This window comes from Nonomuraea guangzhouensis (genome assembly GCF_019396345.1).
Lineage (GTDB): Bacteria > Actinomycetota > Actinomycetes > Streptosporangiales > Streptosporangiaceae > Nonomuraea > Nonomuraea guangzhouensis.
This window is the reverse complement of sequence record NZ_JAHKRM010000011.1, coordinates 92,081-110,613: the sequence shown is the minus strand read 5'-3', so window position 1 is coordinate 110,613 and position 18,533 is coordinate 92,081. Positions and strand designations below refer to the sequence as shown.

At 68.7% G+C, this 18,533-nt stretch carries 18 protein-coding genes; 12 read left to right on the top strand and 6 right to left on the bottom strand.

Features of this window, described 5'->3' with window-relative positions; translation table 11 throughout:
* The first annotated feature begins 134 nt into the window (after positions 1–134).
* The 4 genes from KME78_RS23690 to KME78_RS23675 all read left to right on the top strand — a co-directional run bounded on the left by KME78_RS23690 (position 135) and on the right by KME78_RS23675 (position 3,609).
* Positions 135–1,538, top strand: coding sequence for a glutamate-cysteine ligase family protein (locus KME78_RS23690; protein WP_308127104.1), 1,404 nt, complete (start codon positions 135–137; stop codon positions 1,536–1,538).
* On the top strand, positions 1,538–2,179 hold the full coding sequence (locus KME78_RS23685) for a neutral zinc metallopeptidase (RefSeq protein WP_219531336.1): 642 nt from the start codon (positions 1,538–1,540) through the stop codon (positions 2,177–2,179). The genes KME78_RS23690 and KME78_RS23685 overlap by 1 nt, the downstream gene beginning before the upstream one ends.
* Before the next feature lie 80 nt (positions 2,180–2,259).
* A complete protein-coding gene (locus tag KME78_RS23680) occupies positions 2,260–2,517 on the top strand; it encodes a WhiB family transcriptional regulator (protein WP_219531335.1) in 258 nt (85 codons plus the stop codon).
* A gap of 396 nt (positions 2,518–2,913) precedes the next feature.
* Positions 2,914–3,609, top strand: a complete 696-nt coding sequence (locus tag KME78_RS23675) for a CPBP family intramembrane glutamic endopeptidase (RefSeq protein ID WP_219531334.1) — start codon at positions 2,914–2,916, stop codon at positions 3,607–3,609.
* A 1,021-nt stretch (positions 3,610–4,630) separates the two neighbouring features.
* Here KME78_RS23675 and KME78_RS23670 read toward each other — a convergent pair.
* Positions 4,631–5,350: a PIG-L deacetylase family protein gene (locus KME78_RS23670; RefSeq protein WP_219531333.1), complete on the bottom strand. Its 720-nt coding sequence runs from the start codon at positions 5,348–5,350 to the stop codon at positions 4,631–4,633.
* A 127-nt stretch (positions 5,351–5,477) separates the two neighbouring features.
* Here KME78_RS23670 and pcrA point away from each other — a divergent pair, with 127 nt between their 5' ends.
* Positions 5,478–7,727 carry a DNA helicase PcrA gene (pcrA, locus tag KME78_RS23665; protein WP_465264798.1) on the top strand — a complete coding sequence of 750 codons (2,250 nt, stop codon included), beginning with the start codon at positions 5,478–5,480 and terminating at the stop codon, positions 7,725–7,727.
* On the opposite strand, the gene KME78_RS23660 is transcribed toward pcrA, so the two are convergent.
* Both KME78_RS23660 and KME78_RS23655 read right to left on the bottom strand, forming a co-directional pair.
* Positions 7,724–8,725 carry a L,D-transpeptidase gene (locus KME78_RS23660; protein ID WP_219531332.1) on the bottom strand — a complete coding sequence of 334 codons (1,002 nt, stop codon included), beginning with the start codon at positions 8,723–8,725 and terminating at the stop codon, positions 7,724–7,726. The two genes, pcrA and KME78_RS23660, sit on opposite strands and share 4 nt — an antisense overlap.
* Positions 8,726–8,857: 132 nt before the next feature.
* Complete coding sequence (locus KME78_RS23655; protein WP_219531331.1) at positions 8,858–9,631, bottom strand: hypothetical protein; 774 nt, start codon at positions 9,629–9,631, stop codon at positions 8,858–8,860.
* A 138-nt stretch (positions 9,632–9,769) separates the two neighbouring features.
* On the opposite strand from KME78_RS23655, the gene galE reads away from it, so the two are divergent.
* The 4 genes from galE (at position 9,770) to KME78_RS23635 (ending at position 11,938) form a co-directional block, all read left to right on the top strand.
* Positions 9,770–10,756, top strand: coding sequence for a UDP-glucose 4-epimerase GalE (gene galE, locus KME78_RS23650; protein WP_219531330.1), 987 nt, complete (start codon positions 9,770–9,772; stop codon positions 10,754–10,756).
* A 67-nt stretch (positions 10,757–10,823) separates the two neighbouring features.
* The gene (locus tag KME78_RS23645) at positions 10,824–11,255 is read left to right on the top strand and encodes a MarR family winged helix-turn-helix transcriptional regulator (RefSeq protein ID WP_219531329.1); all 432 of its coding nucleotides are present in this window, start codon (positions 10,824–10,826) and stop codon (positions 11,253–11,255) included.
* A 51-nt stretch (positions 11,256–11,306) separates the two neighbouring features.
* Entirely contained in the window at positions 11,307–11,579 is a 273-nt protein-coding gene (locus tag KME78_RS23640) for a zinc ribbon domain-containing protein (RefSeq protein ID WP_219531328.1), read from the top strand.
* On the top strand, positions 11,576–11,938 hold the full coding sequence (locus KME78_RS23635) for a VOC family protein (RefSeq protein WP_219531327.1): 363 nt from the start codon (positions 11,576–11,578) through the stop codon (positions 11,936–11,938). The genes KME78_RS23640 and KME78_RS23635 overlap by 4 nt, the downstream gene beginning before the upstream one ends.
* 15 nt (positions 11,939–11,953) lie before the next feature.
* Here KME78_RS23635 and KME78_RS23630 read toward each other — a convergent pair whose 3' ends face one another.
* Positions 11,954–12,841, bottom strand: a complete 888-nt coding sequence (locus KME78_RS23630; protein WP_219531326.1) for a hypothetical protein — start codon at positions 12,839–12,841, stop codon at positions 11,954–11,956.
* 157 nt (positions 12,842–12,998) lie between these two features.
* Positions 12,999–13,901, bottom strand: a complete 903-nt coding sequence (locus tag KME78_RS23625; RefSeq protein ID WP_219531325.1) for a hypothetical protein — start codon at positions 13,899–13,901, stop codon at positions 12,999–13,001.
* A gap of 210 nt (positions 13,902–14,111) precedes the next feature.
* Here KME78_RS23625 and sucC point away from each other — a divergent pair, with 210 nt between their 5' ends.
* From sucC to KME78_RS23610, 3 genes are all read left to right on the top strand, one after another.
* Positions 14,112–15,293 (top strand): ADP-forming succinate--CoA ligase subunit beta, encoded by a 1,182-nt coding sequence (gene sucC / locus KME78_RS23620; protein WP_219531324.1) that lies wholly within the window; start codon positions 14,112–14,114, stop codon positions 15,291–15,293.
* Between the two features lie 3 nt (positions 15,294–15,296).
* Positions 15,297–16,172 carry a succinate--CoA ligase subunit alpha gene (sucD, locus tag KME78_RS23615; RefSeq protein ID WP_219531323.1) on the top strand — a complete coding sequence of 292 codons (876 nt, stop codon included), beginning with the start codon at positions 15,297–15,299 and terminating at the stop codon, positions 16,170–16,172.
* Between the two features lie 305 nt (positions 16,173–16,477).
* On the top strand, positions 16,478–18,082 hold the full coding sequence (locus tag KME78_RS23610) for a cell division protein PerM (protein WP_219531322.1): 1,605 nt from the start codon (positions 16,478–16,480) through the stop codon (positions 18,080–18,082).
* Here the strand turns inward: KME78_RS23610 and KME78_RS23605 are convergent.
* On the bottom strand, positions 18,079–18,498 hold the full coding sequence (locus KME78_RS23605) for a DUF4190 domain-containing protein (RefSeq protein ID WP_308127103.1): 420 nt from the start codon (positions 18,496–18,498) through the stop codon (positions 18,079–18,081). The two genes, KME78_RS23610 and KME78_RS23605, sit on opposite strands and share 4 nt — an antisense overlap.
* Positions 18,499–18,533 lie beyond the last annotated feature (35 nt).

Genomic DNA, 18,533 nt, shown 5'->3' with positions numbered 1-18,533 from the left:
CTTTTGCCCGTTTCTGCCATGTAAAGGCTGGGGTGCTGGCTTAGTTGGCTCTGGCATGCGACATTTCCAGAATGGGCAGGGACGTGCCGGTAGTCGTATTCAGCCGAGACGATCGACGGAAATATCGGGAAAAGGTGCGGCGATGCCTTGATGTCTTCGCCCAGATGCTCCGCGAGGCCCGCTTCGAGGCCGACCGGCCCCTCGCCGGGCTGGAGATCGAGCTCAACATCGTGGACGCGGCGGGCGAGGCGGCCATGTGCAACGCCGCGGTGCTCGCCGCGATCGAGCAGCCCGACTGGGCCACCGAGCTGGGCCAGTTCAACATCGAGATCAACATCGAGCCCCAGGAGCTGGGCGGCGACGGGCCGCTCAGACTGGAGCACGACATCCGGAGCCGCCTCAACCACGCCGAGGAGCGCGCCCAGACAGAGAACGGCCACCTGGTCCTGATCGGCATCCTGCCCACGCTGCGCGAGCAGGAGATCCATGAGGGCACGCTGTCGGCCAACCCGCGCTACCGGCTGCTCAACGAGCAGATCTTCGCCGCGCGCGGGGAGGACCTGCACCTGTCGATCGAGGGCGTCGAACGCCTCGACACCCACGCCGACAGCATCACCCCCGAGGCCGCGTGCACCAGCGTCCAGCTCCACCTGCAGGTCAGCCCGGAGCAGTTCGCCGCGCACTGGAACGCCGCCCAGGCCATCGCCGGGGCACAGGTGGCCGTCGCCGCGAACTCGCCGTACCTGTTCGGCAAGGAGCTGCACCGCGAGACCCGGATCACGCTGTTCGAGCAGGCCACGGACACCCGTCCGGCCGAGCTGAAGGCGCAGGGCGTACGGCCGCGCGTCTGGTTCGGCGAGCGGTGGATCACCAGTGTGTTCGACCTGTTCGAGGAGAACGTCCTGTACTACCCGGCACTGCTGCCGCTCTGCGAGGACGAGGACCCGCGGACCGAACTGGAACAGGGCCGCATCCCGCAACTGCACGAGCTGACCCTGCACAACGGCACGGTCTACCGGTGGAACCGGCCGGTGTACGCGGTGGCCGGCGGCGCCCCGCACCTGCGCATAGAGAACCGGGTGCTGCCCGCCGGGCCGTCCGTGCTCGACATCACGGCGAACGCGGCCTTCTACTACGGGCTGATGGCCGTACTCCCGCATGCCGAGCGGCCGATCTGGAGCCAGATGTCGTTCGCCGCCGCCGAGGACAACCTGAACAGCGCGGCCAGGCACGGCCTGGACGCCCGCCTCTACTGGCCGGGCCTGGGCGAGGTGTCCGCCGGGGAGCTGATCCTGCGCCGCCTGCTTCCGATGGCCCACGAGGGGCTCAGCAAGTGGGGGGTGGACGGGCCGGTGGCCGACCGGCTGCTCGGGGTCATCGAGGGCCGGTGCCTGTCCGGTCGTACCGGATCGACCTGGCAGGTGGAACGCGTACAGGCGCACGGGGGCGATGACCGGCACGAGGCGCTGCGGGCGATGACCCTTGACTACATAGAGCGCATGCATGGCAACGAGCCGGTGCACACTTGGGATTTGTGATGCCTGTGCGACGATCCCTGGCCGTTGTTCTGGTGCTCCTTCTGTCCGCGTGCGGGCTGTCCCGGCCGGCCTCCCTGGACGCCTCGGGGGCCGACACGTTCGAGGGTGACGTACGGACGGCGCGGGAGCTGACGGAGGCGTTCTGGAAGCAGCAGTTCAACACCCTCGGACGGACTTACCGGCCTATTGCCGATTTTGTCCCCTATTCCGGGACATCTGGGCCGAGCTGCGGCGGCGAGCCCGCCGTACCGAACAACGCCTTCTACTGCCCCGCCGGCCATTTCATCGCCTATGACCAGGACTGGATGGAGTCGCTCTGGACCGACATGGGGGACGGCTCGGTCTACCTGATCATTCCCCATGAGTTCGGGCATTCGGTGCAGGCGCAGCTGCGGTCCGGCTTCGAGCTGAACGTACAGGCGGAGCTGCAGGCCGACTGCTACGCGGGCGGCACGCTCGCCTCACTGGTCAGCGCGGGCGCCCTGCGGGTGGAACCGGGGGACGAGGACGAACTGTTCCGCAACCTGGAGGCGGCGGGCGACCCGACGGACGACTGGCTCAACCCCAGCGCCCACGGCACGGCCGAACAACGCCAACAGTCCTTCGCCAACGGCGTCCAAGGCGGCGTGGCCGCCTGCTGAGAAGCTGCGGCTGGGGATGTAGTCGCGTGTCAACCCACAGGATGATGCGGCCGATCATGACGTCGGCATACCGTTACCCCATGCCATTGGGAGAGATCGGCTGGCTGCGCGGGGGCGCCTGCAGATCCAGCGATCCTGAGCTGTTCTTCCCGCTCGCGCCCTCCGCCACCCAGGAGGCGCGAGCCAAAGCGATCTGCGCCACCTGCCAGGTCCTGACCGACTGCCGCTCCTACGCGCTGAGCGCGGGGGAGGCGGACGGCATCTGGGGCGGCCTGACCCCGGAGGAACGCCGCCGCTCCCGCTTCCCCTTAGGGTGGCGCAGCCCAGCCGCCACTTAACGGCACCTGCCTGGGCCACGACCTGGCCTGCGTTGGCGGGACCTGTCGTGATCGCGTGGGCCCGGTCTGGGTGGGTCGGTCTGGACGTCATGGTCTGGACCTCGAAGGGCCCGAACCACGACGCCCCCGTCGTGCCCACGCCCATGCCCGCGCCCACGCCCGTGCCCACGCCCATGCCCGTGCCCACGCCCGCGCCCACGCCTGTGTCCGAGCCGTGCCCAGGACCGCGACCACGCCCATCCTCACGCCCATCCCCACACCCACACCCACACCCGCACCCGGCAGGTGGCGCTGACTTCGGCGTGGGCCGAGCACACCGCGGACTCATGCCTGAGTCAGCGCGGATGGCCGATATTCACCGGTTGGAATGGATAGAGACCGGCGTAGCCTGCAGGGGTGCTACTTCGCTCGATCGCCGTCCTGGCCGTGGCCAACGTCCTGAACAACCGGGTGGCGCCCCGGCTCGCGCCCCTGACCTCCGCTGCCGCGACCGCCGCCCTGGTGGCCATGGCGCGGCGGTCCGGGGTGCCGTGGCAGGAGCTCGGGTTCGAACACGGGCGAAGGGGCGCGGCGATCGGCGGCGCCCTGGCAGCGGGTGTCGCCGCCGTCTACACGGCCGGTGTCGCGATGCCACGCACCCGCCCGCTGTTCCAGGACGACCGCGCCCTGTCGCTGTCGCGCGCACGTGTCCTGGAGGAGGCCCTGGTCCAGGTGCCCCTGGGCACGGTCCTGCTGGAGGAGGTGGGCTTCCGCGGCGTCCTGCACGGCACACTCCGCCGCACCCACGGAACCGTCGTGGCAACGGCGGTGTCGTCGGCCCTGTTCGGGCTGTGGCACATCCTCCCGGCAATCGACATGGCCCGCGCCAACCCAGCGCTCGGCGCCCTGACCGCCGGCGAGACACCGGGCCACCTGGACACGGCACGAGTGGTGGCGGGCAGCGTCATATCGACGGCCGCAGCAGGCGTCTTCTTCTGCGAACTACGCCGCCGAGGCGGACTGACAGCCCCAACCCTGCTGCACCTGGCCACCAACTCCCTCGGCTACCTCTTCGCCCGAATAGCCGGAAAACAGCCTTCGCCCAGCAAATGACATCCCCCACCGCAAGAACGCCCCAGGGCACCGGCTCCCGCCCTCCGCAACGGCCGCCCTGATCCCCGGCCAGCCCAGCCCTCAGAGAGCCTTAGAACGGTTCAGAACGACCTGCCGCGACGGTCCAGGCGCAGGCCCGGCACCCACTCCGGTTGGGCATCCTTCTCGGAACGCCCTAGCACGGCGGCTCAGACCGCCAGCCCGCCAGCCCGCCAGCCCGCCCGCCCGGACGGTCCGCCCGCCCGGATGGTCCGCCCGCCCGGATGGCTCGCCCGCCTGGATGGCTCGCCCGCCTGGATGGCTCGCTCGCGGGAACTGCTCGCCTGCCTGGATGGTCGGCCGCCGGGACGGTCCGCCCGTGTGGAGGGGTCGTCCGCCTGGATCGGCTGATCCGGCAGGGTGGTCCTGTAGGGGCGGGTGGGCGGGTAACTACTCCGGCGGGCCAGCTCCGTCGGGACGCACCAGGGCGATGGCCCAGCTCGCCAGCCGGCCCGCCTGGACGGCTCGCTCGCGAGAGCCGCCCATCTGCCTGGATGGTCGGCCGCCGGGACGGTCCGCCTGCCTGGCGGGGTTGCCCGCCTGGATCGGCTGATCCGGCAGGGTGGTCCTGTAGGGGCGGGTCAGCGGGCAGCTACTCCGGCGGGCTAGCTCCGTCAGGACGCGCCAGGGCGGCGGCTCGGATCGCCAGTTTGCCTGCCTGGTGGCTCGCCCGCGAGAACCGACCGCCTGCCTGGATGCCAGGCGGTCAGGAAGACCCGCCCGCCTGGACGACCCGCCCGCCTGGACGACCCGCCCGCCTGGACGACCCGCCCGCCTGGACGGTCGGCCCGTCAGGATGGTCCGCCCGTCATGGCGGTCCGCTCGTCACGATGGTCCGCTCGCGAGAACCGCTCGCCTGCCTGGATGGTCGGCCGCCAGAACGGTCCGCCCGGCAGGACGGTCCGCCCGGTCACGGCGGTTCGGCCGTCAGGATCGGCTGGCATCGGCAAGGGGTCCTGTCGGGACGGTTCAGAGGGGGTGGTCAGGCCGTGGTGACGGTTTGGAAGGCTTCCGCGTAGTGGCCTTCGCCGAAGCCGGCCTGTTCGGCCCACGCGGCGAAGCGGCTCTTGACGAAGTCGGCGAAGCCCTCCACGTGGGCCACCTGGCTGACGTGCGACTGCAAGGCCGTCAGCTTGCGGTCGATCGCCTCTGTGATGTCCGTCCAGTGGTTGGGTGTGGAGCCGCCCATGAGCCAGACCTCGCGGACCGTCCAGGCCTCCAGGTTCTCTTCCTTGACCAGTTCGGGGAAGGCGTACGGGTTGCGGGCGTCGGGGTAGACGGCGTCGAGGGTGGAGCCGCCCACCGCGCGGTGGTCGGGGTGGCTGGGGGCGATGAACTGGTAGTTGCGCTCGGGGTGGTGGGTGATCACCAGGTCGGGGCGTACCTGGCGGATGACCCTGGCGATGTCCTTGCGCAGTGCCAGCGACGGCACCACGCTGCCGTCCGCGTGGCCGAGGAAACGGATGTCCGTGACGCCCACCGCCTTGGCGGCCGCCGTCTGTTCGGTCCTGCGTAGTTCGGCCATGCCGGTGTTGTCGAGTGTACGTTCGTTGCCGCCCGCGTCGCCGTCCGTGACCAGCAGATAGGTGACCTCGACACCCCGATCGACGAAGAGTGCCACCGTGCCCGCGGCGCCGAAGTCGGCGTCGTCGGGGTGCGCGGTCACGACAAGTACCCGGTTGATCTCGTTGTCGGCCAGCATCTTTTCCCTTTCGGATTGTCCTTTGACGACAACCAGCGGCTCGTAGCGGGCATTCCGGACACCAGTGGGGGTGGGGATTCCAGGCGTCGGGGCGCCGATTGTCGGTGGAGAGTCTTAACCTAGGTGCGTGCCGACCCAAGTCTCTGTTGACCACCCCTTGCTCGATGGCCTCAACCCGCAGCAGCGGGAGGCCGTGATCCATCATGGCGGTCCGCTGCTGATCGTGGCGGGGGCGGGTTCGGGAAAGACGCGGGTGCTCACCCATCGCATCGCCTACCTGCTCGCCGAGCGTGAGGTGCATCCGGGCGAGATCCTGGCGATCACCTTCACCAACAAGGCCGCGCGCGAGATGAAGGAGCGCATCGACCGGCTTGTCGGGCCCAGGTCCAAGGCGATGTGGGTGATGACGTTCCACAGCGCCTGCATGCGCATCCTGCGCCGGGAGGCCAAGCGGCTCGGGTTCCCCTCCAGCTTCTCCATCTACGACCAGGCCGATTCGCAGCGGCTGATGGCGATGGTGTGCAGGGAGATGGACCTCGATCCGAAGCGTTACCCGCCGCGCTCGTTCTCCGCCCAGGTGAGCAACTTCAAGAACGAGCTGGTCGACTACGAGACCGCGCTCGACAAGGCGGGCTCCCACCTGGAGAAGGTGCTCGCGGAGGCCTACAAGAGCTACCAGCGCAAGCTCACCGAGGCCGGCGCGATGGACTTCGACGACATCATCATGAACACGGTGACGCTGTTCCAGCTCTTCCCCGACGTGGCCGAGCACTACCGGATGCGGTTCAGGCACGTGCTCGTCGACGAATACCAGGACACCAACCACGCCCAATACATCCTGATCAGGGAGCTGGTGGGCCGCCCCGACCTGCGCACGGCCGACGGCGAGCTGGTCCGTTCTGGCGCCGACCAGTCGGAGCTGTGCGTGGTCGGCGACGCCGACCAGTCGATCTACGCCTTCCGCGGCGCGACGATCCGCAACATCCTGGAGTTCGAGCGCGACTACCCCGACGCGCGCACGATCCTGCTGGAGCAGAACTACCGCTCCACCCAGAACATCCTGGCCGCCGCCAACGCCGTCATCTCCCGCAACGAGTCGCGCAAGCCGAAGAACCTCTGGTCCGACCAGGGCGACGGTCCCAAGATCGTCGGTTATGTGGCCGACAACGAGCATGACGAGGCCATGTTCGTGGCCCAGGAGGTCGATCGGCTCAGCGACGAGGAGGGCGTCAAGGCCGGCGACGTCGCCGTTTTCTACCGCACCAACGCGGCCTCCCGGGTGTTCGAGGAGATCTTCATCCGCACCGGCCTGCCGTACAAGGTGGTCGGGGGCGTGCGCTTCTACGAGCGCAAGGAGGTCAAGGACCTGCTGGCCTACCTGCGCGTGCTGGCCAACCCCGCCGACGTGGTGTCGATGCGCCGCATCCTCAACGTGCCCAAGCGCGGCATCGGCGACCGGGCCGAGGCGATGCTCGAGGCACTCTCGTCGCGCGAGCGCATCTCCTTCTGGGACGCGCTGCGCAGGGCCGAGGAGGCGTACGGCATGGCGACGCGGTCGCTCAACGCCGTACGCGAGTTCGTCGCGATGATCGAGGAGCTGATCGGCAAGGCCGAGGGCATGCCGCCGTCGGCGCTGGCCGAGGAGGTCCTGGTCGCCACCGGCTACCGCGCCGAGCTGGAGGCTTCGGAGGATCCGCAGGACGAGTCCCGGCTGGAAAACCTCAACGAGCTCGTCTCGGTGGCCTCGGAGTTCGAGGAGGCCAATCCCGAGGGCACGCTGGTGGAGTTCCTGGAGCAGGTGTCGCTGGTGGCCGACGCCGACCAGATCCCCGAAGCCGACGGCGGGCAGGGCGTGGTCACGCTGATGACCCTGCACACTGCCAAGGGGCTGGAGTTCCCGGTCGTCTTCCTGACGGCGATGGAAGACGGCGTCTTCCCGCACGTCCGCTCGCTGGGCGAGCCGAAGGAGCTGGAGGAGGAGCGCCGGCTGGCCTACGTCGGCATCACCAGGGCCCAGAAGCGTCTCTACATCACCCGGGCCGCCGTACGCAGCTCGTGGGGTTCGCCGTCGTTCAACCCGGCCTCGCGGTTCGTCAGCGAGGTGCCGGTGCAACTGCTCGACTGGCGCACCCCGCCGGAGAAGTCGGCGTGGAGCGCGGCGACCCGGCGCGAGCCCGCCCAGACGGCGGCGCCGAAGAAGGGCGCCCGCGTGGTGCCCACGCTGGCGCCGGGAGACCGGGTCACGCACGACGCGTTCGGGCTGGGCACCGTCGTCGCGGTGGACGGGGTGGCGGAGAAGACCAAGGTAAAGATCGACTTCGGGAGCGGAGGCGAGAAGACGCTGCTCCTCGCCTACGCTCCGCTGGAGAAGCTCTAGCTCTTCTTGGCGACGGCGCTCTTGGTGAGGGCGCTGCCCTTCTTCCACTCGGTCCAGTTGAGCTGCCAGTAGCCCCAGCCGTTGCGCCAGTCGAGTTCGCGCTTGGTGCCGGTGATCTTGACGACGTCACCGCGCTGGGCGATGCCGTAGAACCACTTGGCGCCGGCCGGCGTGGCGCGGACGCAGCCGTGGCTCTGGTTGGAACGGCCCAGATACTGGTAGTAGCCGGCGCTCTGGTGCACATACTCGCCGCTGTCGGAAATGCGCACCGCCCACGGGATCTCCTCCTTGTAGTACTGAGGGTCCTTGGGGTCGGTGACGCCCATCCACGCCGAGGTCATGGTCTCCAGCGGCTTCTTGTTCATCGTGAGATGGGTGCCGCTGGTGGTCAGGTAGACGTCCACGCCGTTCTTGACCATGCCGCCGCGGCCCGCGCTGATCGGGATCGACTTGACCAGCTTGCCGTCGCGCCTGACCTTCATCACGTGGCTACGGGTGTTGACCACCGAGATGTTGGAGTAGCCGACGGCGAAGCGGCGGCTGACGTCCTTGGCGGCCTCGTTGCCGGGAATCTGGCTCAGCCGGGCGTTGAGCTGAACCTTCTGGTGCGGCCGCCAGTACGTCTTGGTGCGGTAGACGACCTTGCGGTCGGTCACCCAGCGCCAGGCGCCGTCGACCGGCCGGTCCGCCTGCACCTGCAGCGCGGCCTCGGCCGCCGCCCGGTCGGCCACCTTGCGGTCGAACGTCACGATGATGGGGAAACCGACACCGACCTTCTCCTTGGCTTCACCTTCGGGGGTGATGTCGGCGATCTCCAGTTTGGCCTTCTTCGCCGCGACCTTCTTTACCGTTACCGGCTTCTTCGGTACGGCGGCACCGGCTGCGTGCACCGGGGTCACGGCGGCCTGAGCCACCGGGGCAGGCGTTCCTTCCGTGGTACAGGCCGCCACCGTGGTGATCAGGGCGGCCAGAGCCAGCATCCGGGGGAGGGGATTCAAGGGTTACTCCAGGACTATGTGCTACTCATGAGGCGTCTCATAAGTGAGACAACCAAAACCCGCCGTACGTGGGCATTCGGCTGTAACGATCACATAACACCTCCTGACGTGCGGGTTTGCGGCGTACCCGGCTCAGTCCTTGAGCTCAGTGGTGACCTGGTTCGCGGGCGGGGACTTGATCGAGACCTTGCTGCCCCAGCCGGTGTAGCGGGTGTCGGTCGTGACCGCCTTCCCCTCCCACCAGGAGATGTCCAGGAAGTCCGTGGCCTGCCACGAGGTGGTCAACCGGCTCGGCAGCCCCTTGCCGTCGACCTTGAGGGCGTACGTGATGGTGGCCTCGGTGTCGCTACGCATCGGGATCGAGCTGCTGAACCAGGGGGAGATCTTGAAGAGCTGGCTGAAGGTGATCTTGCCGCGGTAGGTGGATCCGCTGAGCTTGCCGTTCTTCACCAGGGCCGCGAGCGTCGCCGGCTCGGCCGGGCTCACCACCTGGCCGAACCAGCTGCTCATGGTGGTGAGGTTCATCTTGCTGTACGTCTTGAACCAGGTCTTGCCCTTCGGCAGCTCCTCGCTCAGGTCGCCGCCCGTCACCCAGGCCACGTCACCGATCGCGATCGTCCGCTCGGGTGTGGTGTTGTGTCCGTCGTACAGCGGGCTCGGGAACTTGCCGGTGATGTCCCAGCCGGTGAGCCCCTTCTTGCCGAACCGGACCTTGCCGGTCCGCACGACCAGCGGGTCCTTGTTGATGCTGCCGACGAACGCGCTGGTGTCCGTGAAACGGACCCCATGCCCGGCCACGAGCTGGGCTTTCAATGCCGCGACGGGGTTCTTGGCCGCCGCTTGTGCGGGAGCGGATGAGATGAGTACGGCGACGGCGGCCGTAAGAGTGGTGATCATGATTTTCATGAGGCGCCATCTTGCCGACAAATGATCACAGTCGCACCTCATTACTTGTCCGAGAAAGCGACACTTGTCCAGCAGGACGCCGGCGCCGGACTTCGCGGTTGACAGTGGGCTTAGTGGGAGACCCAATAGGGTGCCGGGATGCGGGTACTGATTTCAGGTGGGGCGGGGTTCATCGGGAGCACGGTCGCGTCGGCGTGCCTGGACGCGGGGATCACGCCGGTGATTCTCGACAACCTGGTCACGGGGCGGCGGGAGTTCGCCGAGGGCCGGACTTTCTACGAGGGCGATATCGCCGACGGGGCGCTGATCGACAAGATATTCGCCGAGCAGCCCGGCATCGAGGCGGTCGTCCATTGCGCGGCGCTGATCGTGGTGCCGGATTCGGTGGCCGATCCGGTCGGCTACTACCGGGCTAATGTCACCAAGAGCCTGGAGTTCGTCGATCACCTGCTGCGCAACGGGTGCGGGCGGATGATTTTCAGCTCGTCGGCGGCGATTTACCGGACCGGGGACGATCATACGGTCGACGAGAGGTCGGCCCTCGACCCCCAGAGCCCGTACGCGCGGACCAAGGCGGTGTGCGAGGCGATGTTCGCCGACATCGCGGCGACACGGCCGATCAGAGTGCTCTCCCTGCGCTACTTCAATCCGATCGGGGCGGATCCGGCGATGCGCACCGGGCTGCAGTTGCGGCGGCCCAGCCATGCGCTGGGCAAGATGATCGGCGCGCACGAGGAAGGCGTGCCGTTCGAGATCACCGGCACCGACTACTCAACGCGGGACGGGTCCGGGATCCGCGACTACGTGCACGTATGGGATCTGGCGGCGGCGCATGTGGCCGCTCTGCAGCGGTTCGACGCGCTGTCCGACGCGGAGTCGGTCATCAACCTGGGCACCGGGTCGGGGACGACCGTCCGGGAGCTGGCCGACGCGTTCAACCGGGTGGTGGCGCGGCCGGTCGAGGTGGTGGAGACCGAGCGGCGGCCCGGCGACGTGGCGGGCGCCTACACGCGGAGCGATCTCGCGGAGCGGCTGCTGGGGTGGCGGCCGCGCTACTCGGTCGAGGACGGGATCAGGCATTCGCTCGAATGGGCCGCCCTGCGGGACTCGCGCCTCGCCGAATGACCTCTGGACCAAGAGGTTCGTTCGGAGGTACGATTCGTACACGAACTGTTCGTATACGAAAGGAACGATGGACGAGGCGGAGGCGGCACGTGAGGTCGCGCGGCTCTACCCGGCCGTCTACCGGCGGTTCAAGGCGTCCAAGCGGCCCATCGCGGCCGGGCTGACCGCGCGGATGCATGCCGTGCTCGGTCATCTCATGGACGCCGGGCCGTTGACGCTCGGTGAGCTGACCGAGCACCTGCAGCTGTCCAAGGCGGCCACCACCGAGCTGGTCGACCGGGTCGAGGAGCGCGGGCTCGTGGCCAGGATCAGGGACGAGCGCGATCGGCGGCGGGTGTTCGTCTGGGTCACGGACGAGGGCCGGGCCGCTGCCGCCACGGCCTCGCCGCGGGTGCTGGCGGACGATCTGCTGGCGCGTGCCGTACGCGACATGACGCCGGAGGAACGCGAGGGGCTCATCACCGGGCTCCGCGCGCTGCTGGGGGAGGAGCGCACGTGAGGCGCTCCTGAGAAGGCGCCGCCTGCGAGGCGGTCCGGAGGGAGGAGGGCCATGACGCCCGTTGACGAGAACGTGAGCTGTGAAAGCTGCGGGATGCCGATGAACTCGGCCGAGGATCACGCCCCAGGACACCCGGAGAGCACGTGGTGCCGGTTGTGCAGCAAGCCCGACGGGGCGCTGCAGGACTTCGACGAGCGGTTCGAGCGCATGGTCCAGTGGCAGACGCAGCGCACCGGCCAGCCCAGGGCCGAGGCGGAGGAGGCCACCAGGGCCTATATGCGGACGATGCCCGCCTGGCGGGGACACCCGAGACTCGTTCCGTGAACATCCTCGGTGTGGACAACATCCTGGTCGGCGTGGGCGACCTGGCGCGGGCCAAGGAGTTCTACGGCGGCGTGCTGGGGCTGCGGGAGAAGTTCTCGACGGAGGAGCTGGCGCTGTTCGCCATCGGCACCGAGACCCCCGGGCTGCTCGTACGAGTGCGGGAGGGGCGGCCGGGCTCGATGCGGGTGTGGCTTGAGGTGCCCGACGCCCGCACGGTGGCCAAGGAGGTCGGCGGGGAGGCGTTCGAGGTGTTCACCGGGTGGACGGTCGAGGTCGCCGACCCGTGGGGGAACGTCATCGGGCTGACCGACTACACCAAGCAATCAAGCCTCTCCCGCCTGACGACGGGAGAGGCTTGAGGCCCGAATACTCGGTTACTTCACGATCCGGCTGAACGGGATGTCCAGCGAAGGAATCGTCTCATCCTCCGTGCCGGACTTGGGAGTGTCCGTCACCTGGTCGGCCGGCGGCGCCGTGATCTTCACCGCGCTGCCCCAGCCGCTGTAGACGGTCTCGATGCTGAGGCTCTCCTTCTTGCTCGCGCTCGAGGACAGCGCGGTCATCGGGAACGTCGTGACCAGCCGGGAAGGCAGGCCCTTGGCGTCGACGGTGAGCTTCCAGGAGATGGCGACCTTCGCCGTCTTGCTGCTGGGCGTGCCGAGCAGCAGGTTGCCGCGGAAAGTCGGGGAGACCCTGCGCAGGTCACCCACGGTGATCTTGCCCGCGTAGCCGCCGTTGGCCGCCTTGGCGCCCTTGAACAGGGTCTTGAGCGTGGCCGCCTCGGTGAGGTCGAGCGGCTGGCCATAGACCCCGGTCAGGCCGGAGAACGGCGCGTTCGGCACCTTGAACCAGGTCTTGCCCTCGGGCAGCACTTCTCCCCAGATGCCGCCGGACATATACGACGTCTTGCCGACCCTGATCGTCCGCTCCGGCGTGGACAGGGCCTTGAGGAACTTGGCCTCGTCGCTGTCGGCATCGACGGACTCCGCCGGCAGCCCCTTGACGTTGAACTTGCCGGTGATGTCCGACGCGGCGACGCCCGTGTTGCTGAACTGGTAGCTCCCCGACCGGCGGATGACGATGCCACGCATGGGGCCCTGAATGGCCTTGGTGGTCTCGCTGAACTTCACGCCCTTGCCGGCGACGAACTGCTTCTTCACCGCGGCGACCGGGTCCTTGGCGGCCGGTGCCGCCAGTGCCGGTCCGGCCGTGATGAGCGTGGCGGCTGACGCTAATGCCAGCCCCGCGATGATGCGCTTCATATCAATGCCCTCGTCTCTGATTTACGGAAGCGGGAGGATCCTGCCAAACAAAGATCACAGCGATATCTCAGACGATTGTCTGCAGAGGGGAAAAGATGTGGATTTTTCGTGCAGAAGGACCCGGACGCGGTCCGGGCCCTTCTGTGGAAATCTCTGACTATTCGGTGTTGCCCTCGTCGTCGGGCGGAACGCTGACGTAGTTCCGGTCGATGGCGGCCGGCGGTTCTGGAGCCTTCTTCATCAGCTCCTTGAAGTCCACGACCTGGTCGGCGGGTGGCGCGGTCACGTTCACCGCGGTGCCCCACTCGGTGTATCGGCTTTCGGTCGAAGCGCTGAGGGTGACCTTCTTGGTGACCTTCATGGACCACGAGATGGCCAGTCGCTTGACCAGTTTCTGCGCGTCGAGTGTGAGCCGCCAGGAGATGACGGTTTTGGCGGGCTTACCGGTCGGCTTCGTAGCGATCTGCTCGCGGAACGTAGGCGACAGCTTGTACAGCTCGGCGAAAGTGACCGAACCGCGATACTGGGCGCCACTCACGGTCTTGGTCTTCGACAGCAGGTATTTGAGCGTCGCCGGTTCGAAGACATTGATGAGCTGGTCGCCGTAAGCGGCTGAGGACGGGCTGCCGTTCATGCCGATCCAGGTCTTGTTCTCCGGCATGAGGGTGCCGTAAAGACCGCCGTTGACGTACAGGCGCTTGCCGGCACTGACCAGATAGATCCGCTCGGTGAGCAGGTCGACGGAGTCCGAGATGGAGGGGTCCTTCGCGGCCATCTTCTCCAGCCGCGCCCGCTCCTTCTTGGTGAGGATCGGAGTGCGGGTGTTCTCGGCGCCCGCGATGCCCTTGGCATCGAAGCCGATCACGCCCTGTCTGTCGGCTCGGGTGTAGGACTCACGGCCGACCGTGATGCTGGTGTGCTCGGTGAGCTTGACTCCCTGCCCCGCGACGAACTGCTTCTTCAGCGCCGCCACCGGGTCCGCCGGTTTGGCCTGCGCGAACGCGGGGCCGGCCACGGCCAGCGCGGAAACTGCCACCGCGCCGGCGATCCATCGCCTCATAGATGTGGGTGCCCTTCTTCAGATGTCCCGAAATATCGTGCTGAAGTGAGATCACTGTCACATAACGGGATAACTGAGACCCGATGACCTGGTCGGGTCAAGCTTGGGGCTAGGCTTCACTGGCGGAAACGCCCGGCACGCACGCACGGGGTGGCCCGGGCCGTCGAACATTCAGTCGGACAAGAGTCGGATAAGCAAGGACGGACCCTCGTGGACCTGTTCGAACATCAGGCGAAGGAGCTCTTCGCTGACTACGGCATTCCGGTGCCACGCGGCATCGTCGCCCACACCGTGGAGGAGGCGCGGGCGGCAGCGGAGCAGCTGACCGGCCGCGTCGTTGTCAAGGCCCAGGTGAAGACCGGTGGCCGTGGCAAGGCCGGTGGCGTGAAGGTGGCCGATGACGCCGCCGACGCCGTTGAGAAGGCCACCGCCATTCTGGGCATGGACATCAAGGGCCACACGGTCCACAAGGTGCTCGTGGAGGAGGCCAGCGCGATCGCGGAGGAGTACTACTTCTCCTTCCTGCTCGACCGCGCGAACCGTACATTCCTCGCGATCTGCTCCGCCGCCGGCGGCATGGACATCGAAGAGGTCGCGCACACCGCGCCCGAGAAGGTGGCCAAGGTACCGGTCTCCGCGCTGGACGGCATCGACCGTGCCAGGGCGCGCGAGATCGCGGTCGCGGGCGGGCTGCCCGAGGTGGCGCTCGACGGCGCCGCCGAGCTCATCGAGAAGCTCTGGTGCGCCTTCGTCGACGAGGACGCCACGCTGGTCGAGGTCAACCCGATGATCCTGTCGGCGGACGGCCAGGTGAAGGCGCTCGACGGCAAGGTCACCCTCGACGACAACGCCGCCTTCCGCCAGCCGGAGCACGAGGCGTACGCCGACAAGGCCGCCGAGGACCCCCTTGAGGCCAAGGCCAAGGAGAAGGACCTCAACTACGTCAAGCTCGACGGTGACGTGGGCATCATCGGCAACGGCGCGGGCCTGGTCATGTCGACGCTCGACGTGGTCGCCTACGCCGGCGAGGCGTTCCCCGGCAAGCCGTCGCCCGCCAACTTCCTCGACATCGGCGGCGGCGCCTCGGCCGAGGTCATGGCCGCGGGCCTGGAGATCATCCTCTCCGACCCGAGCGTGAAGTCGATCTTCGTGAACGTCTTCGGCGGCATCACCTCCTGTGACGCGGTGGCCAACGGCATCATCTCGGCCTTCAAGCTGCTGGAGAGCCGCGGCGAAGCGGTGACCCACCCGCTGGTGGTCCGGCTTGACGGTAACAACGCCCTGCTCGGGCGGCAGATCCTGGCCGACGCCGCACTCCCGCGGGTCGAGCTGGTCGACACGATGGACGACGCGGCCAAGCGGGTCGCCGAGCTCGCTGCGGTAGGTGCGTGACACATGGCTATCTGGCTGACCGAGAACAGCAAGATCATCGTTCAGGGCATGACCGGCGGTGAGGGCACCAAGCACACCCGCCGCATGCTGGCCTCCGGCGCCCGCGTGGTCGGTGGCGTCAACGCCCGCAAGGCGGGCACGACGCATGAGGGCCTGCCGGTGTTCGGCACGGTGAAGGAGGCCATGGAGCAGACGGGCGCCGACGTGTCGGTCGCCTTCGTGCCCCCGGCGTTCACCAAGGACGCCGTCAAGGAGGCCATCGACGCGGAGATCCCGCTCTGCGTGGTGATCACCGAGGGCGTGCCGGTCCACGACTCGACCGAGTTCTGGGCGTACGCGATCGCCAAGGGCAACAAGACCCGCATCATCGGCCCGAACTGCCCCGGCATCGCCTCGCCCGGCGCCTCCAACGCCGGCATCATCCCCGCCGACATCACCACGGCCGGTCGCATCGGCCTGGTGTCCAAGTCGGGCACGCTGACGTACCAGCTCATGTACGAGCTGCGCGACTTCGGCTTCTCGACCGCGGTGGGCATCGGCGGTGACCCGGTCATCGGCACGACGCACATCGACGCGCTCCAGGCCTTCCAGGATGACCCGGGCACCGACGCGATCGTGATGATCGGTGAGATCGGCGGCGACGCCGAGGAGCGGGCCGCCGCCTACATCGAGCAGCACGTGACCAAGCCGGTGGTGGCTTACGTCGCGGGCTTCACCGCCCCGGAGGGCAAGACGATGGGCCACGCCGGTGCCATCGTCTCGGGCTCCGCCGGCACCGCTCAGGCGAAGAAGGAGGCCCTCGAAAAGGTGGGCGTCCGCGTCGGCAAGACTCCGTCCGAGACCGCGCGCCTCATGCGCGAGATCATGCAGTCGCGCTGACCTTCCGGCTCCAGCATCGCCCCGCCCGTCGTGGCGGGGCGTTTTGCTGTCCAAGCCCGCCTGGTCCGGGCCCGTCCGATCCGCCTCACGGCCCGCGAATGACCACGCGGATGGTCTCGCCGTCTCGTAGCGGCGCCCGGCCCCGCATCACCGGAGGAGCGTATCCCTGGACGGAGCCCGGCCATGGTCGGTGGGTGGGGCCTGCCGGGCCTGCCGTAAAAAAGCAAAATCCCCCCGAATTTGGCAGCGGGTGCGCGGCGCGTCAACCAAGCGCGGGTTGGGAAACCTTGAGAAAATAACTACTTGTGACGGCGCTCCTCGAATCGGTCCTAGGCCGGCTGCCCGGCGTCTCGAGTGATGACGACGAGACGCGCCGGCCGCTGCCCGTGTCCGGGATGCTCGCCGCCGCCATCACGCTCGGCGTCGGCCTGGCCGTTCTCACCACGCTGACCCTGGTCGGCTGGATCGCCGCGCCACGCGGCGCGCTGGGCGCGGGGCTGCCGGGCGTGTTCCGTACGGCGGCGCAGGTCTGGCTGGCCGCGCACCACGCCGGGTTCGCGATCCCCGGCGGCAAGGTGGGGCTGTTGCCGCTCGGCCTGACGATCCTGCCCGCCGTGCTGCTCTACCGCGCCGGGCGATGGATGGCCCGCGACGCCGACCTGCGGCTGCGCCTGCCCGCGCGGCTGCCCAAGAACAGCCCGCGCGAGCAGGCCAACGCGCGCCGCCGGGCCCAGCTCGTGCTGGTCGCCCAGGCCGGGGTCTCGCTGGCCGCCCCCTACGCCCTGCTGGCCGGGCTCATCGCGCTCGTCGCCCGCAACGAGATCACGCAGCCGTTCATCGGCGAGGCGCTGATCAGCCACTTCGCGCTGGCGTTCCTGGCCGGGGCGCTGGCCACCGCGCGGACGATCGGCCCGTGGCGGGCGATGCTGCGCCTGCTGCCCGAGCGGGTGCGCGCGCTGACCGTCGGCACGGCCGTCGCCATCACGGTGCTGCTCGTCGCCGGGCTCGCCCTCGTGCTGATGGCCCTGATCATGAACTTCGGCCAGGTGCGCGAGCTGTCGAACGTGCTCTCGCCCGGCTTCGTGGGCGGCCTGCTTCTCCTGCTGGTCCAGGCCCTCTACCTGCTCAACACCGTCATCTGGGCCGCCTCCTACATCGCCGGGCCCGGGTTCGCCGTCGGCGCCGGCACCCTGGTCGCGCCCACGGGCGTGCAACTGGGCACGGTGCCGAGCCTGCCGCTGCTCGGCGCGCTGCCCGAGAGCGGTCCCGTGCCGGGCTGGACGATGGCGGTGATCGCGCTGCCGTTCGCCGCCGGGACCGTGGCGGGCATCGTGGTGGCTCGGATGGCGCCGTCGCCGTCGTACGAGGCCGCGCCGTTGTGGGGGTTCTTCACCGGGATCACCACCGGGCTGGTCGCCGCGCTGCTCGCCGCGCTGTCCGGCGGCCCCATCGGCGGCGGGCGGCTGGCCACGGTCGGGCCGTCGCCCTGGGAGGTGGCGCTGTCGGTGGGCCTGGAGGTGGGCGTCGCCGCCGGCATCTCCGCGGGTGTGGCCAACCTGCTGCTGCTGAACCGCAAGGCCCGTGCCCCGCTCGACAAGGCCGCCGTTCCCGTACGTAAGGCGGGCGCCGCGATCGCCAGGGCGGCCAGCAAGGTCGGCCTGGCCGAGGCCGACGCCCGGCCGCTGCCCGGTCACTGGATGGACGCCACCGAGGCCGACACCCAGGCCATCCCGGTCATCCGCGACGACTGGCAGGACGAGCACGCCTCGGCCGCCGCGGAGACGCTGGCACAGACCCTGCCCACGCTGACCGACCGGGACCGGCCGCCGCGCAAGGACATCGTCGACGAGTCCGACGACCGGGGCGGCCACGTCATCTACGTCGACCCGTACGCCTGGGACCGCGACTAGGGCTGCACCGCGCCCAGAAGTTCGAGCACGTCGGGCGGGAGCTTCTTCTGGGCCGCGTCCCTGAACTGGGTGAAGCACTCGCCCTGCGACGTGACGGTGCCCGCGCCCTTCATGCACTCCTGGTAGGTGGAGTATTCGTCCATCAGGTAGAGCTGCATCCCCGTGGCCATGGCCGACAGCGCGAGCGCGATCGAGGAGACCACGATGCCGCCCACGGCCATGCCCAGTGGCTTCTCCGCGCTCCTCAGCTGCGGGAGCGCGCGAATGCCCGCCATCAGCGCGAACACCGCCATGACCAGCCCCGCCAACGGCAGCATGAACGTCATGGCCAGCGCTGCGATGGACAACCAGATCGCGCGGCGGCCCGCGGAATCCGCGGGCTGCTGACCCGCCGGTGCCTGCACCGGTGTCGACACCTGACCTCCTCTGCGTCGCCGGACGAAGAGCGGAT